Source organism: Haladaptatus sp. CMSO5, from assembly GCF_036689885.1.
Classification (GTDB): Archaea; Halobacteriota; Halobacteria; order Halobacteriales; family Halococcaceae; genus QDMS2.
On the sequence record NZ_JBAHVW010000001.1, the window covers coordinates 438,298 to 456,828 of the forward strand.

Below are 18,531 nucleotides of genomic sequence, written 5' to 3' on the forward strand. Positions count from 1 at the left end.
GTCAAGTGGCTTGGGGCCCAACACCTGCCAATGAGTGATTCCGGCCCGCTTTCTCCCGACAAACCGGGAAAGGGGCGACCGTTTCGGGTGGACGCGCCGTTCGACCCCGCGGGTGACCAACCCGAGGCAATCGAGCAACTCGCGGCGGGGTTCCGCGGGGGGATGGATCGCCAGACCCTGCTCGGGGTGACCGGCTCTGGGAAGACCAACACCGTGAGCTGGGTCGTAGAAGAAATCCAGAAGCCGACGCTCGTCATCGCCCACAACAAGACGCTCGCCGCCCAATTGTACGAGGAGTTCAAGAACCTCTTTCCGGACAACGCGGTGGAGTACTTCGTCTCCTACTACGACTACTACCAGCCCGAAGCGTACATCGAACAGACCGACACGTACATCGACAAAGACGCCTCCATCAACGAGGAAATCGACCGCTTGCGCCACTCTGCGACGCGCTCGCTGCTGACGCGCGACGACGTGATTGTCGTGGCCTCGGTCTCTGCGATTTACGGCCTCGGTGACCCGAATAACTACGAGTCGATGGCGCTGCGCTTGGAGGAGGGCCAGCAGTTAGACCGCGACGAGGTTCTCAAGCGACTGGTCGACCTGAACTACGACCGCAACGACGTTGACTTCACGAACGGGACGTTCCGGGTGCGCGGCGACACCCTCGAAGTGTTCCCGATGTACGGCCGCTATGCCGTCCGCATCGAGTTCTGGGGCGACGAAATCGACCGGATGCTGAAGGTCGATACGCTTGAGGGCGAGGTCAAGAGCACGGAACCGGCCGTCCTCATCCACCCCGCAGAGCACTACTCGATTCCCGAAGAGCGCTTAGAACAAGCAATCTCCGAAATCGAAGACCTCCTCGCAGACCGCATCAGCTACTTCCAGCGCAAGGGCGACCTCATCGCCGCCCAGCGCATCGAAGAGCGCACCACTTTCGACCTAGAGATGATGCGCGAGACAGGCTACTGTTCTGGCATCGAGAACTACTCTGTGCATCTCGACAACCGCACCGTGGGCGACCCGCCGTACACGCTGCTCGACTACTTCCCCGACGACTTTCTGACGGTCATTGACGAATCGCACGTCACTCTCCCGCAAATCAAAGGCCAGTTCGCGGGTGACAAATCGCGTAAGGACTCGCTCGTCGGCAACGGCTTCCGGTTGCCCACGGCCTACGACAACCGCCCGCTCACCTTCGAGGAGTTCCAGGAGAAGACGGCGAAAACGCTGTTCGTGAGCGCGACGCCTGCGGATTACGAGCGCGAGCACTCAGACCAGATTGTCGAACAAATCGTCCGGCCAACCCACCTCGTTGACCCAAAAGTGGAAATTTCACCCGCCGAGGGACAGGTCGAGGACCTGCTCAACCGCATCGCAGAACGCACCGAACGCGACGAGCGCGTGCTCGTGACCACGCTCACGAAGCGGATGGCAGAAGATCTGACCGAGTACTTCGAGGAGGCAGGCGTCGCCGTCGAGTACATGCACGACGAGACGGACACGCTCGAACGCCACGAGTTGATTCGTGGGCTTCGCCTCGGAGAGTTCGACGTGCTCGTTGGTATCAACCTCCTGCGCGAGGGCCTCGACATTCCCGAAGTCTCACTCGTCGCCGTCCTCGACGCAGACCAGCAGGGCTTCTTGCGGTCTTCGACCACGCTCATCCAGACGATGGGGCGGGCCGCCCGCAACGTAAACGGCGAGGTCATCCTCTACGCCGATAACGTGACCGACGCGATGCGCACGGCAATCGACGAGACCCAGCGCCGCCGGGAGATTCAGACACGCTTCAACGAAGACCACGGCTTCGAGCCGAAAACCATCGAGAAGGACGTGGGGAAGACGAGCCTGCCGGGAAGCAAGAAAAAACAGCGCAACGTCGCCCGCGTCACGCCCGAAACCGACGACGAAGCACTCGACCTCATCTTCGAACTCGAAGACCGGATGCAGGAGGCGGCGGACAATCTGGAGTTCGAGTTGGCGGCTGATATCCGCGACCGGATTCACAAACTCAGAAAGGAGTTCGACCTCGGTGCCGACGACGGTGTCCCCGCGCCCGGTGAAGTCTAGTTCAGCGTTTGGACCTCGTCGGTGAGGTCACTTGGCTCTGAGACCGGGCCGTTTACGAACAGTGCGTGGCCCATAATGCCGATTGCAGCAAGTCCCGCGAGCGTCACGCTCGTCGTGAGCGCCATCGTCGTGAGTACCCCGACACCGACGCCGAGGCTCATCGCCAGCGCGATTCCCACCAACACGAGATCGTAGTACTGCCACGTGTAGCTCATGTCCGCGTGTCGCGTCTCGATTCATGAAAATGCTGGGGCTGTACAGGAGCACTTGCACTCACCGCCCCGAATAACAACTAAACTTGTATTAGTGAAACTAATATTGGAAAGGTTTAACCGTCCTGCCGGGACACCACAGTATACACTACAGCCGCAGCCGCTCTCGGTTTCGAGCGGTGGTTAGCTCGCGCTCACGAGTGGTTACACTCGACCGACGCCGCGGCTGATTTTGAGACATGACACACCACCATTCACCTCCACACACCGACACCCTTCGTTCGATACTCGACCGACCCAGTCTCGGAGACCGCCTCCCGGCTGACCTGCGTGACGACCTCGTTGCCGAGGCAGAACGCAGCCTCTCGCCGGAAGCCGACCGCGAGCAACTGTACACGGTTCTCATCCAGTCACTCCTCGCGCGCAGTGAGCACGAACCGGGCTTCGAAGCCCTCGCTGCTACCCTGTTTCGGGACCGATGCTACGAGCAGGTACTCGGCCACACGGTGGGAAGCGACGCCTTCACCGAAGCCTACCGCGCCCACTTCAGAGACAGCATCCGCGAGGGCATCGCTCGGGATGTTTTCGATGAACGCCTCGGTGAGTACAATCTTCAGGAACTCGCAGATTGCCTTGTTCCAGTCCGTGACGTAGACCTCGGCTACCAGGCGCTCGAAACGCTCACGAGCGACTCCTTCTTGCGAACGACAGGCGGAGAGCCACCCGAACTCCCCCAGACGTGCTGGATGCGCGTGGCGATGACGCTCGCCCTTCCCGAGGACGAACAGCGCAGAATCGACCACGCCGTCGATTACTACGACGTGCTCTCGACGATTGACTGGTAGGTCAGACTGCCCGCGAGTAGACAACTTCCCCCACCGTCTCTTCACCCATCTTCACGCTCCCCGACCCCGACTGTTCGAAGCCCATCCGGGTGAACAGCGTCCGCGCCATTTCGTCGCTTTCGACTACGATGGCCTTCATCTCGGGAACGTTCGAATCGCGCATGTCGTCACGGAGACGTTCGTAGAGCCGGTAGCCAATCCCCTCGTCCCAGCGGTCGGGATGAGTGTACAGGCGAACGATGTCACCTTCGTCGTCGTCCACATAACCATGGCAGAAGCCGACGACACCGCCGTCGTCTGCAACGAGGAAGTCAGTCTCGGGCTGATCAAGAATGGCTTGGAGTGAACTTTCCGAATACCACTCCTCGACGGTTCGGGAAATGGTTTCTCCGTCGATGGCGTCCGCGTAGGTGGCCTTCCATGCGGCGTGGGCCATGGCCTTGATGCCAGCGAAATCGTCAGGGGTTGCGGGTCGAATCTCCATACAGTCCTGTCGCTCCGTGCGGGCTTGAGTAGGGAAGAAACGCTACCGATGTTGGACAAACTCCAGCAGATTTGTGATGGATTGTGCGACAGTCTGCGTTAATCGAGCGCGGCGGCGAGTTCCTTCCGGCGTTGGCGGCGCTGTTCGAGCGCGAGGTCCCTGAGTCCCGCCTGTTTCGTCGTCGGGCAATCGAGGTTCGGCACGACGGTTGGCTGTTCGTCCCCATCGAGCGCTACGAAGGTGAAAAACGAGGTTGCCGTCTGCTTGCACTCGCCTTTCTGCGGGCGTTCTGCTGAGACGTTCACTTTCACGTCCATACTCGTTCGGCCGGTGTCGAACACGTACGCTTCAATAGTGACGATGTCGCCGAGGTCGATAGCGCCCGTGAAATCGACGTGGTCCATCGACGCGGTGACGACTTGTCCTTCGCAAAATCGCCGCGCCGCTATTGCCCCACAGATGTCCATCCAGTGGAGGACAGAACCGCCGAGCGCGCGGCCCAAATTGTTCGTGTCGTTCGGCATCAGAATCTCGCTCATCTCCGTGAACGACGCATCGAGCGTGGTCTGGTCGCCTTCCATACCGGCCCGTCTCACGCACCACGCTTAAAACAAATGTAGTTGTCCTACCGAAAGTCAGTTTGTATCTTCGACGGTCACTTCGTGTTGGTTCACTTCTGTGGTCTCGACCTGCTGGAGAATCTCGTCGATGTCGTCCAGTCCGAGCAGCTCGCGGGTTTCTGCGTCGAAGGCTTGGCTCAGCAGCTCTTCACCGCCCTCGCTCACGTCGCTCCCAGTCAGGTGTTTGCCGTAACGCCCAACGAGCGAGGTGAGTTCTTGGGGCATGATGTATGTGGTCGAGGGGCTCGTCCCGATGGCTTCGAGCGATTCTAAGCCCTTATCGAGGACGGCACGCTCACCCATCGACTCTGCGGCCCGCGCCCGGAGCGTCGTCGCAATCGCGTCGCCTTGGGCTTCGAGCATCTGGGCCTGTTTTTCCCCTTGTGCGCGGATAACCGAGGAGCTTTTGTCCCCTTGCGCCCGCTCGATGGAACTCCGGCGTTCCCCTTGGGCTTCGAGAATCATCGCCCGGCGGCGGCGTTCTGCGGAGGTCTGTTCTTCCATCGCGGCGACCACGTCTTGGCTCGGCGTGATGGCTTGCACCTCGACTGCTTCGACGCGGACGCCCCACGCGTCGGTCGGCCCCTCTAACTCGCGGCGGATGCGGTCGTTGATTTCGCGTCGCCGGGAGAGCGTGTCGTCAAGCGCCATATCCCCGAGCACCGCTCGCAGCGTGGTCTGCGCCAGATTCGACGTGGCGCGCATGTAGTCGTCCACTTCGAGGAACGCCCGCTTTGCGTCGGTCACGCGGAGGTAGATGACGGCGTTTGCGACGACCGGCGAGTTGTCGCGCGTGATGGCCTCCTGTGAGGGCACGTCCATCGTCTGGGTGCGCATGTCAAAGGCGTAGGTCTGGGAGACGAACGGCGGGACAAACCGGATGCCGGGACCGAGCAGTTCGCGGAACTCACCGAAGATGGTGAGCGCCTGCTTTTCGTAGGCTTGGACGATGACGACCGACTTTGCGACGATGACGGCGGCTGCACCGAGCGCGAGGATGCCGAGAATCGCGGTGGTGTCGAGGACGCTCAGAAAGCCGAGGATGAAAAACGCGGCGACGACGAGGGCTACGATTCGCCCGATGCCGCTCAGGTCGGGGCCCGTAGAGCGCTTTCCGAGTTCGTAGAAGAAACTGTCCATACCCTCGATTCTCGTGTCACTGAGTTAATTGTTGGCCCGCTTACTGCAGTCGGCGCTTGATGGTCTCTGCCCGCGATTTCCCGACGCCAGAGACGGTTTGCAACTCGCGCACTGAGGCGGCTTTGATGCCATCGACGCTCCCGAACCGCCGGAGGAGTCGCTTCCTGAGTTCGGGACCGACACCCGGGATATCGTCGAGAACGGTTTTCACCTCGTCGCGGAGCGTCTGGTGGTACTGCACCGCAAAGCGATGCGATTCATCGCGCACGCGCTGGAGCAGGTGGAGTTGCGGTGCGTTCGACGGCCAGTCGAAGGTGCCATCGGGCGTTATCACGAGTTCCTCGGCCTTTGCGAGCGCAATCGCGGGCACGTCCCAGCCGGTCTCAGCGAGCGCCTCGCGCGCCGCGTTCAACTGCCCTTCCCCGCCGTCGATGAGCAGGAGGTCGGGGTCGGGGCGGTCGTCTCTGCCCGAGACGGCGCGGGCTGCCCGCCACCGGACGAGGTCGTGCATGTTCGCGTAGTCGTCGTTCGTGTCGGTGAGTTTTTTCCGGCGGTAGCCCGATTTCTCGGGAGAGCCATCGACGAACGTGACGTTGCTTCCGACGACGGCTTTGCCCTGTGCGTGGCTCACATCGAACCCCTCGATGCGGCGGATGCGCCCCGTGCCGAGGGCGTCACCGAGCGCTCTCCCCTCGTCAGTGGCAGGCGATCGGCGGGCGTTTTTCAGCGCTAAATCAACGAGCGTCGCCTCCCTTCCCGCCCCCGGCACCCGCACCGAGACGCCCTCTGCCTCCAGCCACCGGTCGAGTTCCGGGTCTTCGTGGCGCTCGGGCAGCAAAATTGCGTCCGGTAACTCGCGTTCGGCGTAGAACTGCGGGATGAACGCGGCGAGGACGGCTGCCACCCGTTCTTCGCCACCTTCTGGGGCGGTCATCGTGTACTGTTTTCGCTCCACGAGCTGGCCGCGTTCGCTGTGGAGGCGGGCAACCGTGGCGGTCTCGCCTTCGATGACCACGCCGAGGACGTCCACGACCATCTCGCTGCCCGATTTGGCGACGACATCGCCGCCACCGCCGTGGAACCGTTTGGCGGCTTCGAGGCGGTCTCTGAGGTTGGCGGCGCGCTCGAACTCCCGGTTCAGCGAGGCGCGCTCCATCTCGGCTTCGAGCGGTTCGGTGAGGATGCCGCTTTCACCTTCGAAAAATCGAATGACAGCGTCGACGTCCCCGACGTAGGCGTCCTCGGTGATTTCGCCGGTACACGGCGCGGTGCACAGCCCGATGTTGAAGTCGATACACGGGCGGGTTCGGCCTGCGAACTTGTGGTCAGAACACCCGCGGATGCCGTAGGTTTCGCGGATGGCCTTCACCACTGCATCGACGCGTCGGCGGTCGGTGTACGGCCCGAAGACGGTCGCGCCAGCCTCGGGGTCGCGCGTGACTTCGATGCGCGGGAACTGGTGGCCCGTGAGTTGGACCAGTGGATAGGATTTGTCGTCTTTCAGCCGGACGTTGTACTTCGGTTGGTGGCGCTTTATGAGATTCGCTTCGAGCAGTAATGCCTGCGTCTCGGTGTCGGTGACGGCGTAGTCGATCGTTTCTGCCAACTCGACCATCTGACCGATGCGGTAGCTCCGGGGGTCTGCGTACGACCGCACCCGAGCGCGCAGGTTGACCGCTTTTCCGACGTAGAGCGTGGTACCGCCCGCTAAAAACTGGTAGACACCGGGCTCGGTGGGCAGTGTTGCAGCCTGCTCACGGAGGGCGGCCACGTCCATACCTGACTCGAACATCTCGAAGCGTTTCAACCGTTCGCTACCGTGGGATACAAGCACAGGGCGGTCTGACCACCCGACATGACCGATTCGCTGCGCCTCTGGCTCGTCCACCGAACCTACGACGACAAGGGACTCATTTCGCTCGTGTACGCCACCGAGGACGGAACTCGCCATCTCCCGAAAGAGCGGGCGGCGAGCGCACTCGGTCGGATTCCGGTGACCGCGGCCATCGACGTAGACCCGAGCGACGTGTATCCCGTCGAAGACGAAGCAACCCGTGAGCGATACGAGAAGGAAGCGACGCGGATGGCAGCGCGTCACAACCCCACGGACGAGGTGTGACACAAAATTTTTCACTCGCTCAACACATGAGCCACTATGGCCGCTATTGAACTGACCGATGTCACCAAGCGATACGGTGACACGGTCGCCCTGAAACAACTCTCGTTACGTGTCGAGCAAGGCGAAATTTATGGCTTTCTCGGCCCGAACGGGGCGGGGAAATCGACGACCATCAACCTCCTCTTAGACTTCATCCGCCCAACGGCCGGCACGGTCACCGTGCTCGGCCACGACGCCCAACAAGAGAGCCTCGCCGTCCGCCAGAACACGGGCGTCCTCCCCGAAGGCTTCTCCGTGTACAACCGCCTCACCGGGCGCAAGCACGTCGAGTTCGCCATCGAGTCGAAAAACGCAACCGACGACCCGGACGCACTGCTCAAACGCGTCGGGCTTGCAGGCGACGGCGACCGCAAAGCAGGCGGCTACTCGAAAGGGATGCGCCAGCGTCTCGCCCTCGCCATGGCTATCGCGGGCAGTCCAGACCTCCTCATCTTAGACGAACCCTCCACTGGTCTCGACCCGAACGGTGCACGCGAAATGCGCCGCATCATCACCGAAGAGCGCGACCGCGGCGCGACCGTGTTCTTCTCCAGTCACATCTTAGAGCAGGTCGAAGCCATCTGCGACCGCGTGGGGATTCTCAGACAGGGTGAACTCGTCGCAGAGGACACCCTCGACGCCCTGCGCGACGAGACCGACGCCGGAACCACCCTCGTCATCACGGTCGGTGCGCTCCCCAACGAAGCACTCGCCGCCGTGCGCGACCTCGCTGGGGTCATCGACGTGACCCACGACGAGGACACGCTCACCGTTTCGTGTGAAGACGGGAGCAAGACGCGCGTCCTCACCACGCTCGAAGACAACGGCGCGACCGTCCAAGACTTCTCGACCAAAGAAGCCTCACTCGAAGACCTGTTCGCCTCGTACACGGAGGTGTCCGCATGAGCGTCGTCACCGTCGCCAAAAAGGACTTCGCGGACGCCATCCGCTCGAAAGTGCTGCTCGCACTTGCCACGCTGTTCGTCCTGTTCGCGGGCGGTGCGGCCTACATCTTTGCTGAATTCTTCAGTGGAGCGAACGAAGCCATCTCTGCGGTCGGATTCATCGTGTTCTTGCTCGGGCCGGTTGGCACGCTCGTCCCGCTTACGGGCCTCATCGTCGGCTACAAAGCCATCGTCGGTGAGCGAGAGAGCGGGAGTCTCAAGTTCCTGCTCGCGCTGCCCCACACCCGCCGTGACGTCGTGCTCGGCAAGGTGGTCGGTCGCTCTGGCGTGCTCGCCACGGCGATTCTCGCGGGCTTCGCCCTCGCCGCCGTCATCGCGATTGCCCTCTACAGTTCGTTCTCACCCGCGACGTTCCTCGGGTTCACCGCCCTCACGCTCTTGTTCGGTGCGGTGTTCGTGAGCGTCGGCGTTGGCATCTCCGCTTCGACCAGTTCCTCCTCGAAGGCAACCGCCGCCGTCATCGGCTTTTTCCTCCTGTTCGAGTTCCTCTGGGGGCTCATCCCAACGCTCCTCAACTACGCCATCACCGGGAGCTTCGGCTTCCGAGGGCCACCGCCGAGCTGGTATCAGTTCCTGACGAACATTAGCCCGAGCGCCGCGTTCGGCAACGCAATCAAGCTCGTGCTCCCGGCCGACGCCGGAGTCTCGATGCCCGGACAAGTCACGTCCGTCTTTGCCGAAGGCTGGTTCGGCCTGCTCATCCTCTTCGCGTGGGCGCTCATCCCGCTCGCACTTGGCTATCTCCGCTTCGAGCGCGCAGACCTCTAAGCCACACACCTTTTGTTTCGGCCGGCGTGTCCCCACCAATGCACCTTGCTGAAGGCGACACGCACACCTACGAACGCACCTTCACCCACGCGGACGTCCGCCAGTTTGGCGAGCTATCCGGCGACGACCAACCCCGCCACACCGAACCCGACGAGGAGGGCCGGCTCATGGCGCAGGGACTGCTCACCGCCACCTTGCCGACGAAACTCGGTAGCGACATCCACTTTTTCGCCCACACGATGACGTTTCGCTTCCGCAGACCGGTCTATACGGACGAGCGAATCACCTGTGAGATGACGCTCGATACGATAAACGAGGCCGACGACCGCTACAACATAGACGCCACCTTCGGCTGCACCAACGACGAGGACGTGACCGTCCTTTCGGGAGACGTTTCGGGGCTTATTTGGAAGGAGTAACCCCCTCGCCTGCGAGCAGTTCCCAGAAGGCGTCTTCGTCGAGAATCGGAACCTCGTTCGCCTCCGCATCGCTCGTCTTGCTCGCTCCCGGATTCTCCCCGGCCACGAGATAATCAGTGTTCCCCGAGACGCTCCCCGTCGCGTTCGCACCGTGTTGCTGGACGAGCCCTTGGGCCTCGCTGCGCGTCATCTCTGACAGGCTGCCGGTGAACACGAAGGTGAGGCCAGCGAGTTCGTCGCCACCCGCCCGTTCGACGGACTCGGGTTCGACGCCGCGCTCGCGTAGCTGGGCAATCACGCGCCGGTTTTCCTCGCTCGCAAAGAATGCGTGAATGTCCGCGGCGACGGTTTCGCCCACGTCATCTACTTCCTGTAATTCCTCTTCGCTCGCGTCAATAATCGCGTCGAGCGTGGCGAACTCGCGGGCGAGCGACCGCGCGGTGGTCGGCCCCACTGACGGAATCCCGAGGCCGACGAGGAAGGCTGAGAGCGAGGGGTGTTTCGCCGCGTCTAACTCAGAGAGCAGGTTGTCCGCGCTCTTTTCGCCCCACCCCTCAAGTTCTACGAGGTCGTCGCGCGAGAGCGTGTAGAGGTCGGCTATCGTCTCAATCAGCCCTTCTTCGATGAGTTGGACGACCTTCTCTTGGCCGAGGCCTTCGATGTCGAGCGCCCCACGGCTGGCGTAGTGGCCCACGGCGCGTTCGAGTTGGGCGCGACAGGCGAAGCCGCCGGTACAGAAGGCGAGCGGGCCGTCGCGTTCGACTGGACTGTCACAGACCGGGCAGGTGTCGGGGTACGCGAAGTGTCCCTCTGAGTGTTTCTCGACGACTTCTGCGACGTACGGAATCACGTCGCCCGCCCGCTCGATGCGGATTTCGTCGCCGATGTTCACGTTCATCGCCTCGATTTCGCCGGGGTTATGCAAGGTAGCTCTGGAGACGGTGACGCCCGACACGTCGACGGGGTCAAGCAGGGCAACCGGCGTCAGGCGGCCGGTGCGCCCGACCTGCACCACGATGTCCGCGATGCGCGTCTGCTCGGTGCGGGCGGGGAACTTGTAGGCGAACGCCCAGCGCGGGGCGCGAGCCGTCTCGCCCAACTCGTCACAAGCCGCCCGGTCGTTGACCTTGATGACCGTGCCGTCGATTTCGTAGTTCAACTCGTCGCGGGCGTCCTGTATCTCGTTTCGGTAGGCGATTGCGTCTTCAATACTAGGAACCAACCGCGAGCGAGCAGAGGCTTTGAGGCCCCACTCGGGGAGCCGGTCGTGTTGGGCGGCGTGCGTCTCGAATGTCCGGGTCGAATCGAGCACGTCGAAGAAAAAGCAGTCGAGCGGGCGCTGTGCGGTAATCTTCGGGTCGAGCTGTCGCAGCGTTCCCGCCGCCGCGTTTCGCGGGTTCGCAAACGGGTCGTCGCCCGCCTCGATGCGCTCGCGGTTGTGCGCCTGAAACGCGTCGCGCGGCATGTACACCTCGCCGCGCACGACGAGCCGGTCCGGAAAGTCGCCGTGCAGGCGCTGGGGGACAGAGCGAATCGTCCGGACGTTTGCGGTCACGTCCTCGCCGGTGATGCCATCGCCGCGGGTTGCGGCCCGTTCGTAGCGCCCGTCTTCGTAGACGACTTCGACGGAGAGGCCGTCGAATTTCGGTTCACAGAAATACTCGACTGCGCCCACCGCATCGCGGATGCGCTGGTCGAACGCGCGCACGTCGGCTTCTTCGCCCGAAGAGTCGATTGACTTCATCGCAGCGACGTGCTCGACGGTTTCGAGTTCGTCTAACGGTTCCTCACCGACTCGGCGTGTCGGACTGTCTTCCGCCCAGAGGTCGAAGGCATCTTCGACGTCTTGGAGGCGGCTGAACAGGGCGTCGTAGGTTCGGTCTGCGATGACTGGCTGGTTCTCGACGTAGTAGCGTCGGTCGTGATAGCGGATGGCTTCGCGGAGCAGTTCGACCTCTTCGCGGGCCTCGTCGTCGCTCAACTCTGCGAGCGGGCGAAACTCGGCTACGGGGTCTGAGAGATAGGGATTGTCGTCGCCGTCGGTCATTACTCCGTGATTGGTTGCCCGGTGTTAAAATCTCGGGGAGAGGGTCTCGATAGTTTCGAGTTCGGCGGCACACCGCTTTGCAACGGCGAGAAGGTAGAGGTCGGCGTCGGGGTCAACCGAGACGATGGCGCCCGTGCTCTCCTCGAAATAGAACCGTATGATGAGCGGGTTGCCGAAGCATGTGGGGGCTTTGTGTGTGAACATGGCCTGACACTGGCGACACTTGGTCAGACCCACAGGCGTTATCTGTTGGGCCTCAAAGTGAGAGGTATGTCGGAGGAGTTCCTCCTGTTGAACCCAGGACCAGTCCCGATCACCGATGCGGTACGCAGAGCCATGGACGGGTCGATGGTCTCTCACCGTTCGGCCGAATTCGAAGCCACCTACGCTCGCGCGCAGGACGGCCTTTCTTACATCTTCGAGTGTTCGACACTCGACGGGTCTTCTACGTCCGCAGGAGGAACCAGCCTCATCTTGAACGGCACGGCCACGATGGGCATGGAGGCCGCCGTGGCGAACCTCACGGACGACGACAGCGAGGTCGTCGCGCTCGTAAACGGGAAGTTCGGCCGCCGGTTCAAACGCATCGCAGACCGCCACGCACAGGTTTCGGCCGTCGAAATCGAGTGGGGTGAATCGTTCGACCTTGCCGAGGTTGCCGAGGCCATCACCGACGATACGGACGTGGTCACGATGGTGCACAACGAGACCTCGACGGGCGTGTTGAACCCGGTCGAACAGGTCGGCGAACTCGCCGCCGCCGCGGACGCCCGCTTCGTCGTAGACGGCGTCACCAGCATCGGCGGCGACGTGTTCAAAATCGACGACTGGAACGTCGATATCGCCATCACCGACTCCCAGAAGGCGCTCGCCGCGCCGCCGGGCGTGAGCGCGATGTACGTCGCAGACCGCGCCGTTGAGCACATCGACGGCGACGGCGCACCGTTCTACGAGGACTTAGACTGGCATCTTCGCAAAGCCGAGTCCCACCAGACGCCGTTTACGAGCGCCGTCCCGCTGTTTCGGTCGCTCGCAGTCGCCGTCGAGCAAATCGAAGACGAGACGATGCCGACGCGCATCGCCCGCCACCGCCGCCAGTCCGCGGCGTTCCGTGCTGGCTTCGAGGCGATGGGCCTCTCGCTTTTCGCCTCGCTCAACGAGGATTCGGCCTACTCGAACACGCTCACGTCGGTCGCGTTGCCCGAGTCGGTCAAAGAAGCACCGAGCGACTTTTTCGACGCGGTCAACGAGCGAAACGTCTCCATCAGCGGCGGACAGGCGCACCTCGGTGGGCACATCTTCCGCGTTTCGAACATGGGCAACCTCGATGACGACCAGATTCTGCGCGGGATTCGGACGATTGGCGAGGCCATGACCGACGTCGGCGTCGATGCGGACACCGAGGCCGCCCTTTCGGCCGCCCGCGCTGAACTGGACGACTAACTCAGCGTCCGGCTTCCGCGCCGAACAGCGACTGTTTTTCGAGTTTTAGGCGGACGAACACCGGAATCGTGAGCAGCGCGATGGCGATTTCCAGCCCGCCTGCGACGAGGAACGCGGCGAGGAAGCCGTAGGCATCGGCCACCGCGCCGCCGACGACGATGCCCGTGAGAAACCCAATCGAGCCGAAGATGTTGAACCCGCCCATGGCGACGCCGCGTTCGGTGTCCCGCGAGAGGTCGTTTACGAGCGCCATCGTCGCCGGGGCCATGAGCGCGCCAAGGACGCCGACGACGACCATGCCGACGCGGGCGGCGTTCAGGCTGGAGGCGAGGCCAACGGCGATGACGGCCACCCCATACAGGCCCGAACCAACGACGACCGGCCCGACTCTCCCGATTCGGTCTGAGAGTACGCCAAAGGGGTACTGAAGCAGGGCAAACGGGACGAAAAACAGCGCGAGCACGAGGCCCGTCTGGGCGGCGTCTAAGCCGAACGCGGTCCGGAAGTAGAACGTCCCGACGAGGGCGAAAAAGCCCGCCGTGAGGCGGTCGATGAAGCCAAAGGCGTAGGGCAGGAGGAGGACGGGCGTCTTCTTGAGGCCCGAAAGGGTGGCTGCGACGCCGTCGTGGTTCTTCGGGGCGCGGTCGGTGACGAATATTGTGAGCACGGCCACGAGGGCGAGCAGGCCGCTTGCGAGGTAGAGGGGTGCGAGTGGGTCTATTGTGGTGAGTCTGCCGCCGAGTGGTGCGCCGAGGGCAGTGCCAAGGCCGATGGCGATGCCCGCCGCGCCCATGTTCTTGCCATGGCCGCCGTCCAAATCCATCAGCATGGTCATGGCGAGCGAGAAGGCGGCGATGGTGACCGCGCCTTGGACGAATCGAAGGACGAGCACGGCTCCGAAGGCGGTGATGCCGACCACGGGGAGGACGGCGAGCATGGCGTAGCCAACTGCCCCACCGAGCGCGCCAAGGGCGATGTAGGGTGCTCGCCGTCCCGTCGAGTCGCTCAAACTCCCCCAGACGCCCGCAAAGAGGACGAAACCCAGAAATTCGGCCGTGAGAAACCACATTCCCGCGTCGAGGCTCGTGGTCGCGCCGAGGGCCGCGAGTAAGTCCGGGACGCCGGGGTAGAGCAGCACCTGCGCGAACAACACGACGAACACGACGAGTGCGAGGCGTATCCGGTCTGTCCCGACCATGTGGGTAGGAAGAACCTGAACGGGCTAAATCTCTGTGTTCGCAGTGGGACGACCGTTTCAGTGAGAAAACGCTCGACGTGAACGTTCTTCCTGACAGGTCTATCTCGTCAATTAGTACGTCTCTAATTATGGTATTTCCTGATTTACGATATGATTCTCACGCGAATGTGGGGACAGGGGACAGAGACATGCGATTTGATATTCGCAGGTCAGACCGGGGGATGTCGCCACTGGTGGGGGTGATTACGATGGTTGCGGTGACCATTCTCTCGGCTGCGCTTACGACGGGGATGATGTATGGAATGACCGACGCAGCGGGCGGTCCAGCACCAGTGATAATAATGACTGACGCGGCTCGTGCGTCACAGGTCGGCGACCAGACCTACGCCGACTTGCTGTTTTACCACGAGGGTGGCCAACAGGCGAACGTCGAGGACTTAGAGATTCTCGTGCGAGACGGCTCGCACACGACGCGCCACGCCATCCCGAAAACCGGTGACGTGGCAGACGGGTTCTGGACGGGCGGTGAAGTGTTGTCTGTCTCGCTCTCGGGCGAAGAAGTCTGTGCAAGCGGTGGTGAGTACCTCGACGTGTACGTGGTGCACAAACAAGACGAAAAGCGCTCGTCTATCATCGCAAAGCGGACGGTTCCGGTTGACCGCGAAGACCAAATCGTGCCCATCACGAAAGACGACTTCAACATCGTCGATGGTGCGGTCGTGCCCGGTGCTGACTACGATGCTGAGGTCACGCTGCTCGGAACGGCTCTGACGAAACACGACGGTTCTAACATCCCTGTGAATATCGAATTCACCGTCGGTGACGACGCCCTCGTTCCGTGGGCCGGCGACGTGAACGACGGCGAGAACCCACGAACCACGGAGTTCGTCGGGCGGAGCGCGGGTGAAGCAATCTCCGTCAAAGCAAGCGGGGTGCACACTGTCCGGTCTACCAAAGAGACCGAACGGGTGCTCGTGTTGCGCGACGGCGATGAAGTGCCAGACATCGAAGGGTTCAATGACCAGTCCAATGCAGAGGAATACGTCAAAAACTACATCGTTGACGGGAAGATAAGCCTCGAAGAGAACGAGGCGATTTTCCTCTTCGAACTCGGAACCAAAGACCTCGACAGCGAGTTGGCTGATTTCCAGGACGCGGTCGTGCTCGTGAGCATGTCGCGGCTCGAAGAGACCACCGAGACCGAGAACGTAGTCGAGAACTCCCAAATCAGTGACGTGCGCTCACACCGCACCATCATCTGTGCTGCGTAAGGCGATTTGCGCGACTTTTTAGCGGGCGAGTGCAGGTTTTGCCTATACTCACAGTTATAGAAAGCTCCGGGAATATGAGTCTCACACATGACTCACTCTGAGTGGCCGGGTTTCTCTACGCGCTGTCTCCACGCGGGACAGGAACCAGACCCCGCGACAGGGGCGCGCGCCCCACCTATCTACCAAACGACCTCGTACGTGTTCGAGGACGCCGCGACGGCTGCGTCCCGGTTTGCCCTCGAAGAAGAGGGGAACATCTACTCGCGCTTTTCAAACCCGACGACCGCCATGCTCGAAGCCAGGCTCACCGCGCTCGAAGGCGGGAGCGCGGCGCTCGCCACCTCCGCGGGCATGGCCGCCTTGGACGCCGCAACCACCACGCTCGCCCGCCCCGGCGACAACATCGTCTCTGCGGCCTCTATCTACGGCGGCACCCACTCGTACTTTTCCAATACCGCCGGAAACCGCGGGATTGAGCCACGCTTCGTCCCGACGCTCGACTACGACGCCTACGCCGAGGCCATCGATGAGGACACCGCCTACGTCCACGTCGAGAGCATCTCGAATCCGGCACTCGTGACGCCCGACCTCGAACGCATCGCGGAGATTGCCCACGCAAACGGCGCGCCGCTGTTCGTGGACAACACGTTCGCGACGCCGTATCTGTGCAATCCGTTCGAGCACGGCGCAGACCTCATCTGGCACTCGACCACCAAATGGCTCCACGGCTCTGGAACCACCGTCGGTGGCACGCTCATCGCAGGCGGCGATTTCGACTGGAGCGACTACCCCGAAGTCGGCCAACCGAACCCCGCCTTCCACGGGACGAACTTCACCGAACGGTTTGGCGACCGTGCGCTCGTCGAAGCCGCCCGCCACCGCGCCGTGCGGACAACCGGGAGCGGCCAGTCGCCGTTCAACGCGTGGCTTACCCTGCAAGGTATCGAGACGCTCCCGCTTCGGATGGAGCGCCACTGCGAGAACGCACAGGCAGTTGCCGAGTTCTTAGACGCCCATCCAGCCATCGACTGGGTCGCCTACCCCGGCCTCGACAGCCACGAAACGCACGACAACGCCTCCAAATACTTAGACGGCGGCTACGGTGGCATGATTGCGTTCGGGCCGAAGGGCGGCTACGACGCCGCAAAGCGGCTGTGTGAGGAGACGAAACTGGCGAGTTTCCTTGCGAATGTCGGTGACTCGAAGACGCTCATCATCCATCCGGCCTCGACGACCCACGCCCAACTCACCGAGCAAGAACAGCTCGAAAGCGGCGTCAGCCCCGACCTCGTGCGGTTTTCGGTGGGTATCGAGGATGTCGATGACATCATCACAGACCTCGCGGAGGCGCTGCCATGAGCGACGACGGCGTCGCGCAATTGGGGGAATTCGAGTTCGAGTGTGGCGAGTCCATCCCGAATCTGGAGATTGCCTACGAAACCTACGGCGACTTTACGGGTGACAACGCGGTGCTCGTCTGTCACGCGCTCACGGGCAGTGCGCACGTCTCCGGACTCAGGCGGGCCAGCCACGGCGGGCAGGCGACGGCGTGGTGGGACGACATCGTCGGGCCGGGCAAAGCCATCGACACGACCGAGTACTTCGTCGTCTGCGCGAACGTGCCGGGGTCGTGCTACGGGTCGAGCGGGCCGTCGAGCGAGAGGCCGGACGGTGAGCCGTGGGGAACCGACTTCCCGCCGGTGACCGTCGGTGACTGGACCCGCGCCCAGCGCGAACTGCTCGACCACCTCGGGGTGCCGAACCTCCACGCCGTCGTCGGCGGGAGCGTTGGCGGCATGAACGCCCTCGACTGGGCGAAACAGCACCCAGACCACGTAGACCGCATCGTCGCGGTAGCGACCGCCGCCCGCCTCGACCCGCAGTGTCTCGCGCTCGATGCGATTGCGCGCCGGGCAATCACCACCGACGCGAACTGGAACGGCGGTGAGTATTACGGGGGCGACCCGCCGAAGTACGGCCTCGCGCTCGCCCGCCAAATCGGGCACACGATGTATCTCTCGAAGGACTCGATGGACCGGAAGTTCGGCCGCCGGTCTGCGGGCAGAGACGCCGCCCGCGACGCCTTCCCGGTCGACCCGGCAGCCGGTTTCTTCCCGTATCGCGACGTGGAGTCCTACCTCGACTATCAGGCAGAAAAATTCGTCGAGCGCTTCGACGCCAACAGCTACCTCTACCTGACGCGGGCGATGGACAACTACGACCTGTCTGCGGGATTCGAGTCCGACGCCGACGCACTCGCGGCGTTCACCGGCGAGGCACTCGTCCTCTCGTTTACCGGCGATTGGCACTTCACGACCGAACAGGCAGAGACGCTCGCCGTTGCTTTCCGACAGGGAGAGACGCCGACGGCCCACCACAAGATCACCTCAGACCACGGCCACGACGCGTTCCTCGTGGAGCCAGAAAAAGTCGGCCCGCCGCTCGCAGATTTCCTCGAAGCTGGCGTCTCCGGCAAGGCCGTGACCGACACGATCTCAAGCAAATCAGACCGACAGTTTGCGCCCGTCCACACGAGCCTGTTCGGGAAGTGATTACTCGGCGCGGGCGATGAGCGCGAGGCCGACGACCACGGCAAGCGCGTAGGCCGGTTGTGCGCTTGCGAACTCGATGACGTGACTCGGCGTCAGCCCCATCGCGGCTGATTCTGTCTCCGCAACTGCCATAGAGAGCGACCGATAGGCGACGCGCCCGCCTGCGAGCACCGCGATGAGTCCCGCCGTTTTGAGTGGGTAGTCACTCACCACGCCCACAAGCCGCCGCGAAATCGCCCGAAGCATATCCATTCTCATTCGCCGGACGACTCCTAAACGTTCGCACTTCCGTCACGTGTCATAGTCTCGGGCAATTATTGCAAAGCATAGTGC

Annotated in this window: 19 protein-coding genes; 10 read left to right on the forward strand and 9 right to left on the reverse strand. The window is 62.6% G+C overall.

Features of this window, described 5'->3' with window-relative positions; all coding sequences use genetic code 11:
* The first annotated feature begins 30 nt into the window (after nucleotides 1-30).
* Nucleotides 31-2,076 carry an excinuclease ABC subunit UvrB gene (uvrB, locus tag V5N12_RS02295; RefSeq protein ID WP_332897539.1) on the forward strand — a complete coding sequence of 682 codons (2,046 nt, stop codon included), beginning with the start codon at nucleotides 31-33 and terminating at the stop codon, nucleotides 2,074-2,076.
* On the opposite strand, the gene V5N12_RS02300 is transcribed toward uvrB, so the two are convergent.
* Complete coding sequence (locus V5N12_RS02300; protein WP_332897540.1) at nucleotides 2,073-2,291, reverse strand: hypothetical protein; 219 nt, start codon at nucleotides 2,289-2,291, stop codon at nucleotides 2,073-2,075. The genes uvrB and V5N12_RS02300 overlap by 4 nt on opposite strands.
* Nucleotides 2,292-2,527: 236 nt before the next feature.
* Here V5N12_RS02300 and V5N12_RS02305 point away from each other — a divergent pair, with 236 nt between their 5' ends.
* Entirely contained in the window at nucleotides 2,528-3,133 is a 606-nt protein-coding gene (locus V5N12_RS02305) for a ribonucleotide reductase N-terminal alpha domain-containing protein (protein ID WP_332897541.1), read from the forward strand.
* 1 nt (nucleotide 3,134) lies between these two features.
* On the opposite strand, the gene V5N12_RS02310 is transcribed toward V5N12_RS02305, so the two are convergent.
* The 4 genes from V5N12_RS02310 to V5N12_RS02325 all read right to left on the reverse strand — a co-directional run bounded on the left by V5N12_RS02310 (nucleotide 3,135) and on the right by V5N12_RS02325 (nucleotide 7,154).
* Nucleotides 3,135-3,617 (reverse strand): GNAT family N-acetyltransferase, encoded by a 483-nt coding sequence (locus V5N12_RS02310; protein ID WP_332897542.1) that lies wholly within the window; start codon nucleotides 3,615-3,617, stop codon nucleotides 3,135-3,137.
* 98 nt (nucleotides 3,618-3,715) lie between these two features.
* Complete coding sequence (locus V5N12_RS02315; RefSeq protein ID WP_332897543.1) at nucleotides 3,716-4,198, reverse strand: acyl-CoA thioesterase; 483 nt, start codon at nucleotides 4,196-4,198, stop codon at nucleotides 3,716-3,718.
* A 54-nt stretch (nucleotides 4,199-4,252) separates the two neighbouring features.
* Nucleotides 4,253-5,377: an SPFH domain-containing protein gene (locus V5N12_RS02320; RefSeq protein WP_332897544.1), complete on the reverse strand. Its 1,125-nt coding sequence runs from the start codon at nucleotides 5,375-5,377 to the stop codon at nucleotides 4,253-4,255.
* A 40-nt stretch (nucleotides 5,378-5,417) separates the two neighbouring features.
* On the reverse strand, nucleotides 5,418-7,154 hold the full coding sequence (locus tag V5N12_RS02325) for an excinuclease ABC subunit C (RefSeq protein WP_332897545.1): 1,737 nt from the start codon (nucleotides 7,152-7,154) through the stop codon (nucleotides 5,418-5,420).
* 78 nt (nucleotides 7,155-7,232) lie between these two features.
* Here V5N12_RS02325 and V5N12_RS02330 point away from each other — a divergent pair, with 78 nt between their 5' ends.
* The 4 genes from V5N12_RS02330 to V5N12_RS02345 are packed head-to-tail and all read left to right on the forward strand — an operon-like array spanning nucleotide 7,233 to nucleotide 9,687.
* The gene (locus tag V5N12_RS02330) at nucleotides 7,233-7,496 is read left to right on the forward strand and encodes a hypothetical protein (RefSeq protein WP_332897546.1); all 264 of its coding nucleotides are present in this window, start codon (nucleotides 7,233-7,235) and stop codon (nucleotides 7,494-7,496) included.
* Between the two features lie 36 nt (nucleotides 7,497-7,532).
* Nucleotides 7,533-8,441, forward strand: a complete 909-nt coding sequence (locus V5N12_RS02335) for an ABC transporter ATP-binding protein (RefSeq protein WP_332897547.1) — start codon at nucleotides 7,533-7,535, stop codon at nucleotides 8,439-8,441.
* The gene (locus V5N12_RS02340; protein ID WP_332897548.1) at nucleotides 8,438-9,268 is read left to right on the forward strand and encodes an ABC transporter permease subunit; all 831 of its coding nucleotides are present in this window, start codon (nucleotides 8,438-8,440) and stop codon (nucleotides 9,266-9,268) included. The genes V5N12_RS02335 and V5N12_RS02340 overlap by 4 nt, the downstream gene beginning before the upstream one ends.
* A 38-nt stretch (nucleotides 9,269-9,306) precedes the next feature.
* Nucleotides 9,307-9,687, forward strand: a complete 381-nt coding sequence (locus V5N12_RS02345; protein ID WP_332897549.1) for a dehydratase — start codon at nucleotides 9,307-9,309, stop codon at nucleotides 9,685-9,687.
* Here V5N12_RS02345 and ligA read toward each other — a convergent pair.
* A complete protein-coding gene (gene ligA, locus V5N12_RS02350) occupies nucleotides 9,671-11,734 on the reverse strand; it encodes an NAD-dependent DNA ligase LigA (protein ID WP_332897550.1) in 2,064 nt (687 codons plus the stop codon). The genes V5N12_RS02345 and ligA overlap by 17 nt on opposite strands.
* Nucleotides 11,735-11,758: 24 nt before the next feature.
* Nucleotides 11,759-11,938, reverse strand: a complete 180-nt coding sequence (locus tag V5N12_RS02355; RefSeq protein ID WP_332897551.1) for a hypothetical protein — start codon at nucleotides 11,936-11,938, stop codon at nucleotides 11,759-11,761.
* 66 nt (nucleotides 11,939-12,004) lie between these two features.
* Here V5N12_RS02355 and V5N12_RS02360 point away from each other — a divergent pair, with 66 nt between their 5' ends.
* Nucleotides 12,005-13,177 carry a pyridoxal-phosphate-dependent aminotransferase family protein gene (locus V5N12_RS02360; RefSeq protein ID WP_332897552.1) on the forward strand — a complete coding sequence of 391 codons (1,173 nt, stop codon included), beginning with the start codon at nucleotides 12,005-12,007 and terminating at the stop codon, nucleotides 13,175-13,177.
* A gap of 1 nt (nucleotide 13,178) precedes the next feature.
* Here the strand turns inward: V5N12_RS02360 and V5N12_RS02365 are convergent, their stop codons facing one another.
* Entirely contained in the window at nucleotides 13,179-14,375 is a 1,197-nt protein-coding gene (locus tag V5N12_RS02365; RefSeq protein WP_332897553.1) for an MFS transporter, read from the reverse strand.
* Between the two features lie 188 nt (nucleotides 14,376-14,563).
* Between V5N12_RS02365 and V5N12_RS02370 the strand changes: the two genes are divergently transcribed.
* From V5N12_RS02370 to metX, 3 genes are all read left to right on the forward strand, one after another.
* A complete protein-coding gene (locus V5N12_RS02370; RefSeq protein ID WP_332897554.1) occupies nucleotides 14,564-15,646 on the forward strand; it encodes a type IV pilin N-terminal domain-containing protein in 1,083 nt (360 codons plus the stop codon).
* 87 nt (nucleotides 15,647-15,733) lie between these two features.
* The gene (locus V5N12_RS02375) at nucleotides 15,734-17,005 is read left to right on the forward strand and encodes an O-acetylhomoserine aminocarboxypropyltransferase/cysteine synthase family protein (RefSeq protein ID WP_332897555.1); all 1,272 of its coding nucleotides are present in this window, start codon (nucleotides 15,734-15,736) and stop codon (nucleotides 17,003-17,005) included.
* Entirely contained in the window at nucleotides 17,002-18,198 is a 1,197-nt protein-coding gene (gene metX / locus V5N12_RS02380) for a homoserine O-acetyltransferase MetX (protein ID WP_332897556.1), read from the forward strand. The genes V5N12_RS02375 and metX overlap by 4 nt, the downstream gene beginning before the upstream one ends.
* On the opposite strand, the gene V5N12_RS02385 is transcribed toward metX, so the two are convergent.
* Nucleotides 18,199-18,444 (reverse strand): hypothetical protein, encoded by a 246-nt coding sequence (locus V5N12_RS02385; RefSeq protein ID WP_332897557.1) that lies wholly within the window; start codon nucleotides 18,442-18,444, stop codon nucleotides 18,199-18,201.
* Nucleotides 18,445-18,531: the final 87 nt, after the last annotated feature.

What these genes read in the sequence shown, in the direction of transcription:
- uvrB (WP_332897539.1), top strand. Translation starts at nt 31, where the DNA reads ATGAGTGATTCCGGCCCGCTTTCTCCCGACAAACCGGGAAAGGGGCGA.
- V5N12_RS02300 (WP_332897540.1), bottom strand. Translation starts at nt 2,291, where the DNA reads ATGAGCTACACGTGGCAGTACTACGATCTCGTGTTGGTGGGAATCGCG.
- V5N12_RS02305 (WP_332897541.1), top strand. Translation starts at nt 2,528, where the DNA reads ATGACACACCACCATTCACCTCCACACACCGACACCCTTCGTTCGATA.
- V5N12_RS02310 (WP_332897542.1), bottom strand. Translation starts at nt 3,617, where the DNA reads ATGGAGATTCGACCCGCAACCCCTGACGATTTCGCTGGCATCAAGGCC.
- V5N12_RS02315 (WP_332897543.1), bottom strand. Translation starts at nt 4,198, where the DNA reads ATGGAAGGCGACCAGACCACGCTCGATGCGTCGTTCACGGAGATGAGC.
- V5N12_RS02320 (WP_332897544.1), bottom strand. Translation starts at nt 5,377, where the DNA reads ATGGACAGTTTCTTCTACGAACTCGGAAAGCGCTCTACGGGCCCCGAC.
- V5N12_RS02325 (WP_332897545.1), bottom strand. Translation starts at nt 7,154, where the DNA reads ATGGACGTGGCCGCCCTCCGTGAGCAGGCTGCAACACTGCCCACCGAG.
- V5N12_RS02330 (WP_332897546.1), top strand. Translation starts at nt 7,233, where the DNA reads ATGACCGATTCGCTGCGCCTCTGGCTCGTCCACCGAACCTACGACGAC.
- V5N12_RS02335 (WP_332897547.1), top strand. Translation starts at nt 7,533, where the DNA reads ATGGCCGCTATTGAACTGACCGATGTCACCAAGCGATACGGTGACACG.
- V5N12_RS02340 (WP_332897548.1), top strand. Translation starts at nt 8,438, where the DNA reads ATGAGCGTCGTCACCGTCGCCAAAAAGGACTTCGCGGACGCCATCCGC.
- V5N12_RS02345 (WP_332897549.1), top strand. Translation starts at nt 9,307, where the DNA reads ATGCACCTTGCTGAAGGCGACACGCACACCTACGAACGCACCTTCACC.
- ligA (WP_332897550.1), bottom strand. Translation starts at nt 11,734, where the DNA reads ATGACCGACGGCGACGACAATCCCTATCTCTCAGACCCCGTAGCCGAG.
- V5N12_RS02355 (WP_332897551.1), bottom strand. Translation starts at nt 11,938, where the DNA reads ATGTTCACACACAAAGCCCCCACATGCTTCGGCAACCCGCTCATCATA.
- V5N12_RS02360 (WP_332897552.1), top strand. Translation starts at nt 12,005, where the DNA reads ATGTCGGAGGAGTTCCTCCTGTTGAACCCAGGACCAGTCCCGATCACC.
- V5N12_RS02365 (WP_332897553.1), bottom strand. Translation starts at nt 14,375, where the DNA reads ATGGTCGGGACAGACCGGATACGCCTCGCACTCGTCGTGTTCGTCGTG.
- V5N12_RS02370 (WP_332897554.1), top strand. Translation starts at nt 14,564, where the DNA reads ATGCGATTTGATATTCGCAGGTCAGACCGGGGGATGTCGCCACTGGTG.
- V5N12_RS02375 (WP_332897555.1), top strand. Translation starts at nt 15,734, where the DNA reads ATGACTCACTCTGAGTGGCCGGGTTTCTCTACGCGCTGTCTCCACGCG.
- metX (WP_332897556.1), top strand. Translation starts at nt 17,002, where the DNA reads ATGAGCGACGACGGCGTCGCGCAATTGGGGGAATTCGAGTTCGAGTGT.
- V5N12_RS02385 (WP_332897557.1), bottom strand. Translation starts at nt 18,444, where the DNA reads ATGCTTCGGGCGATTTCGCGGCGGCTTGTGGGCGTGGTGAGTGACTAC.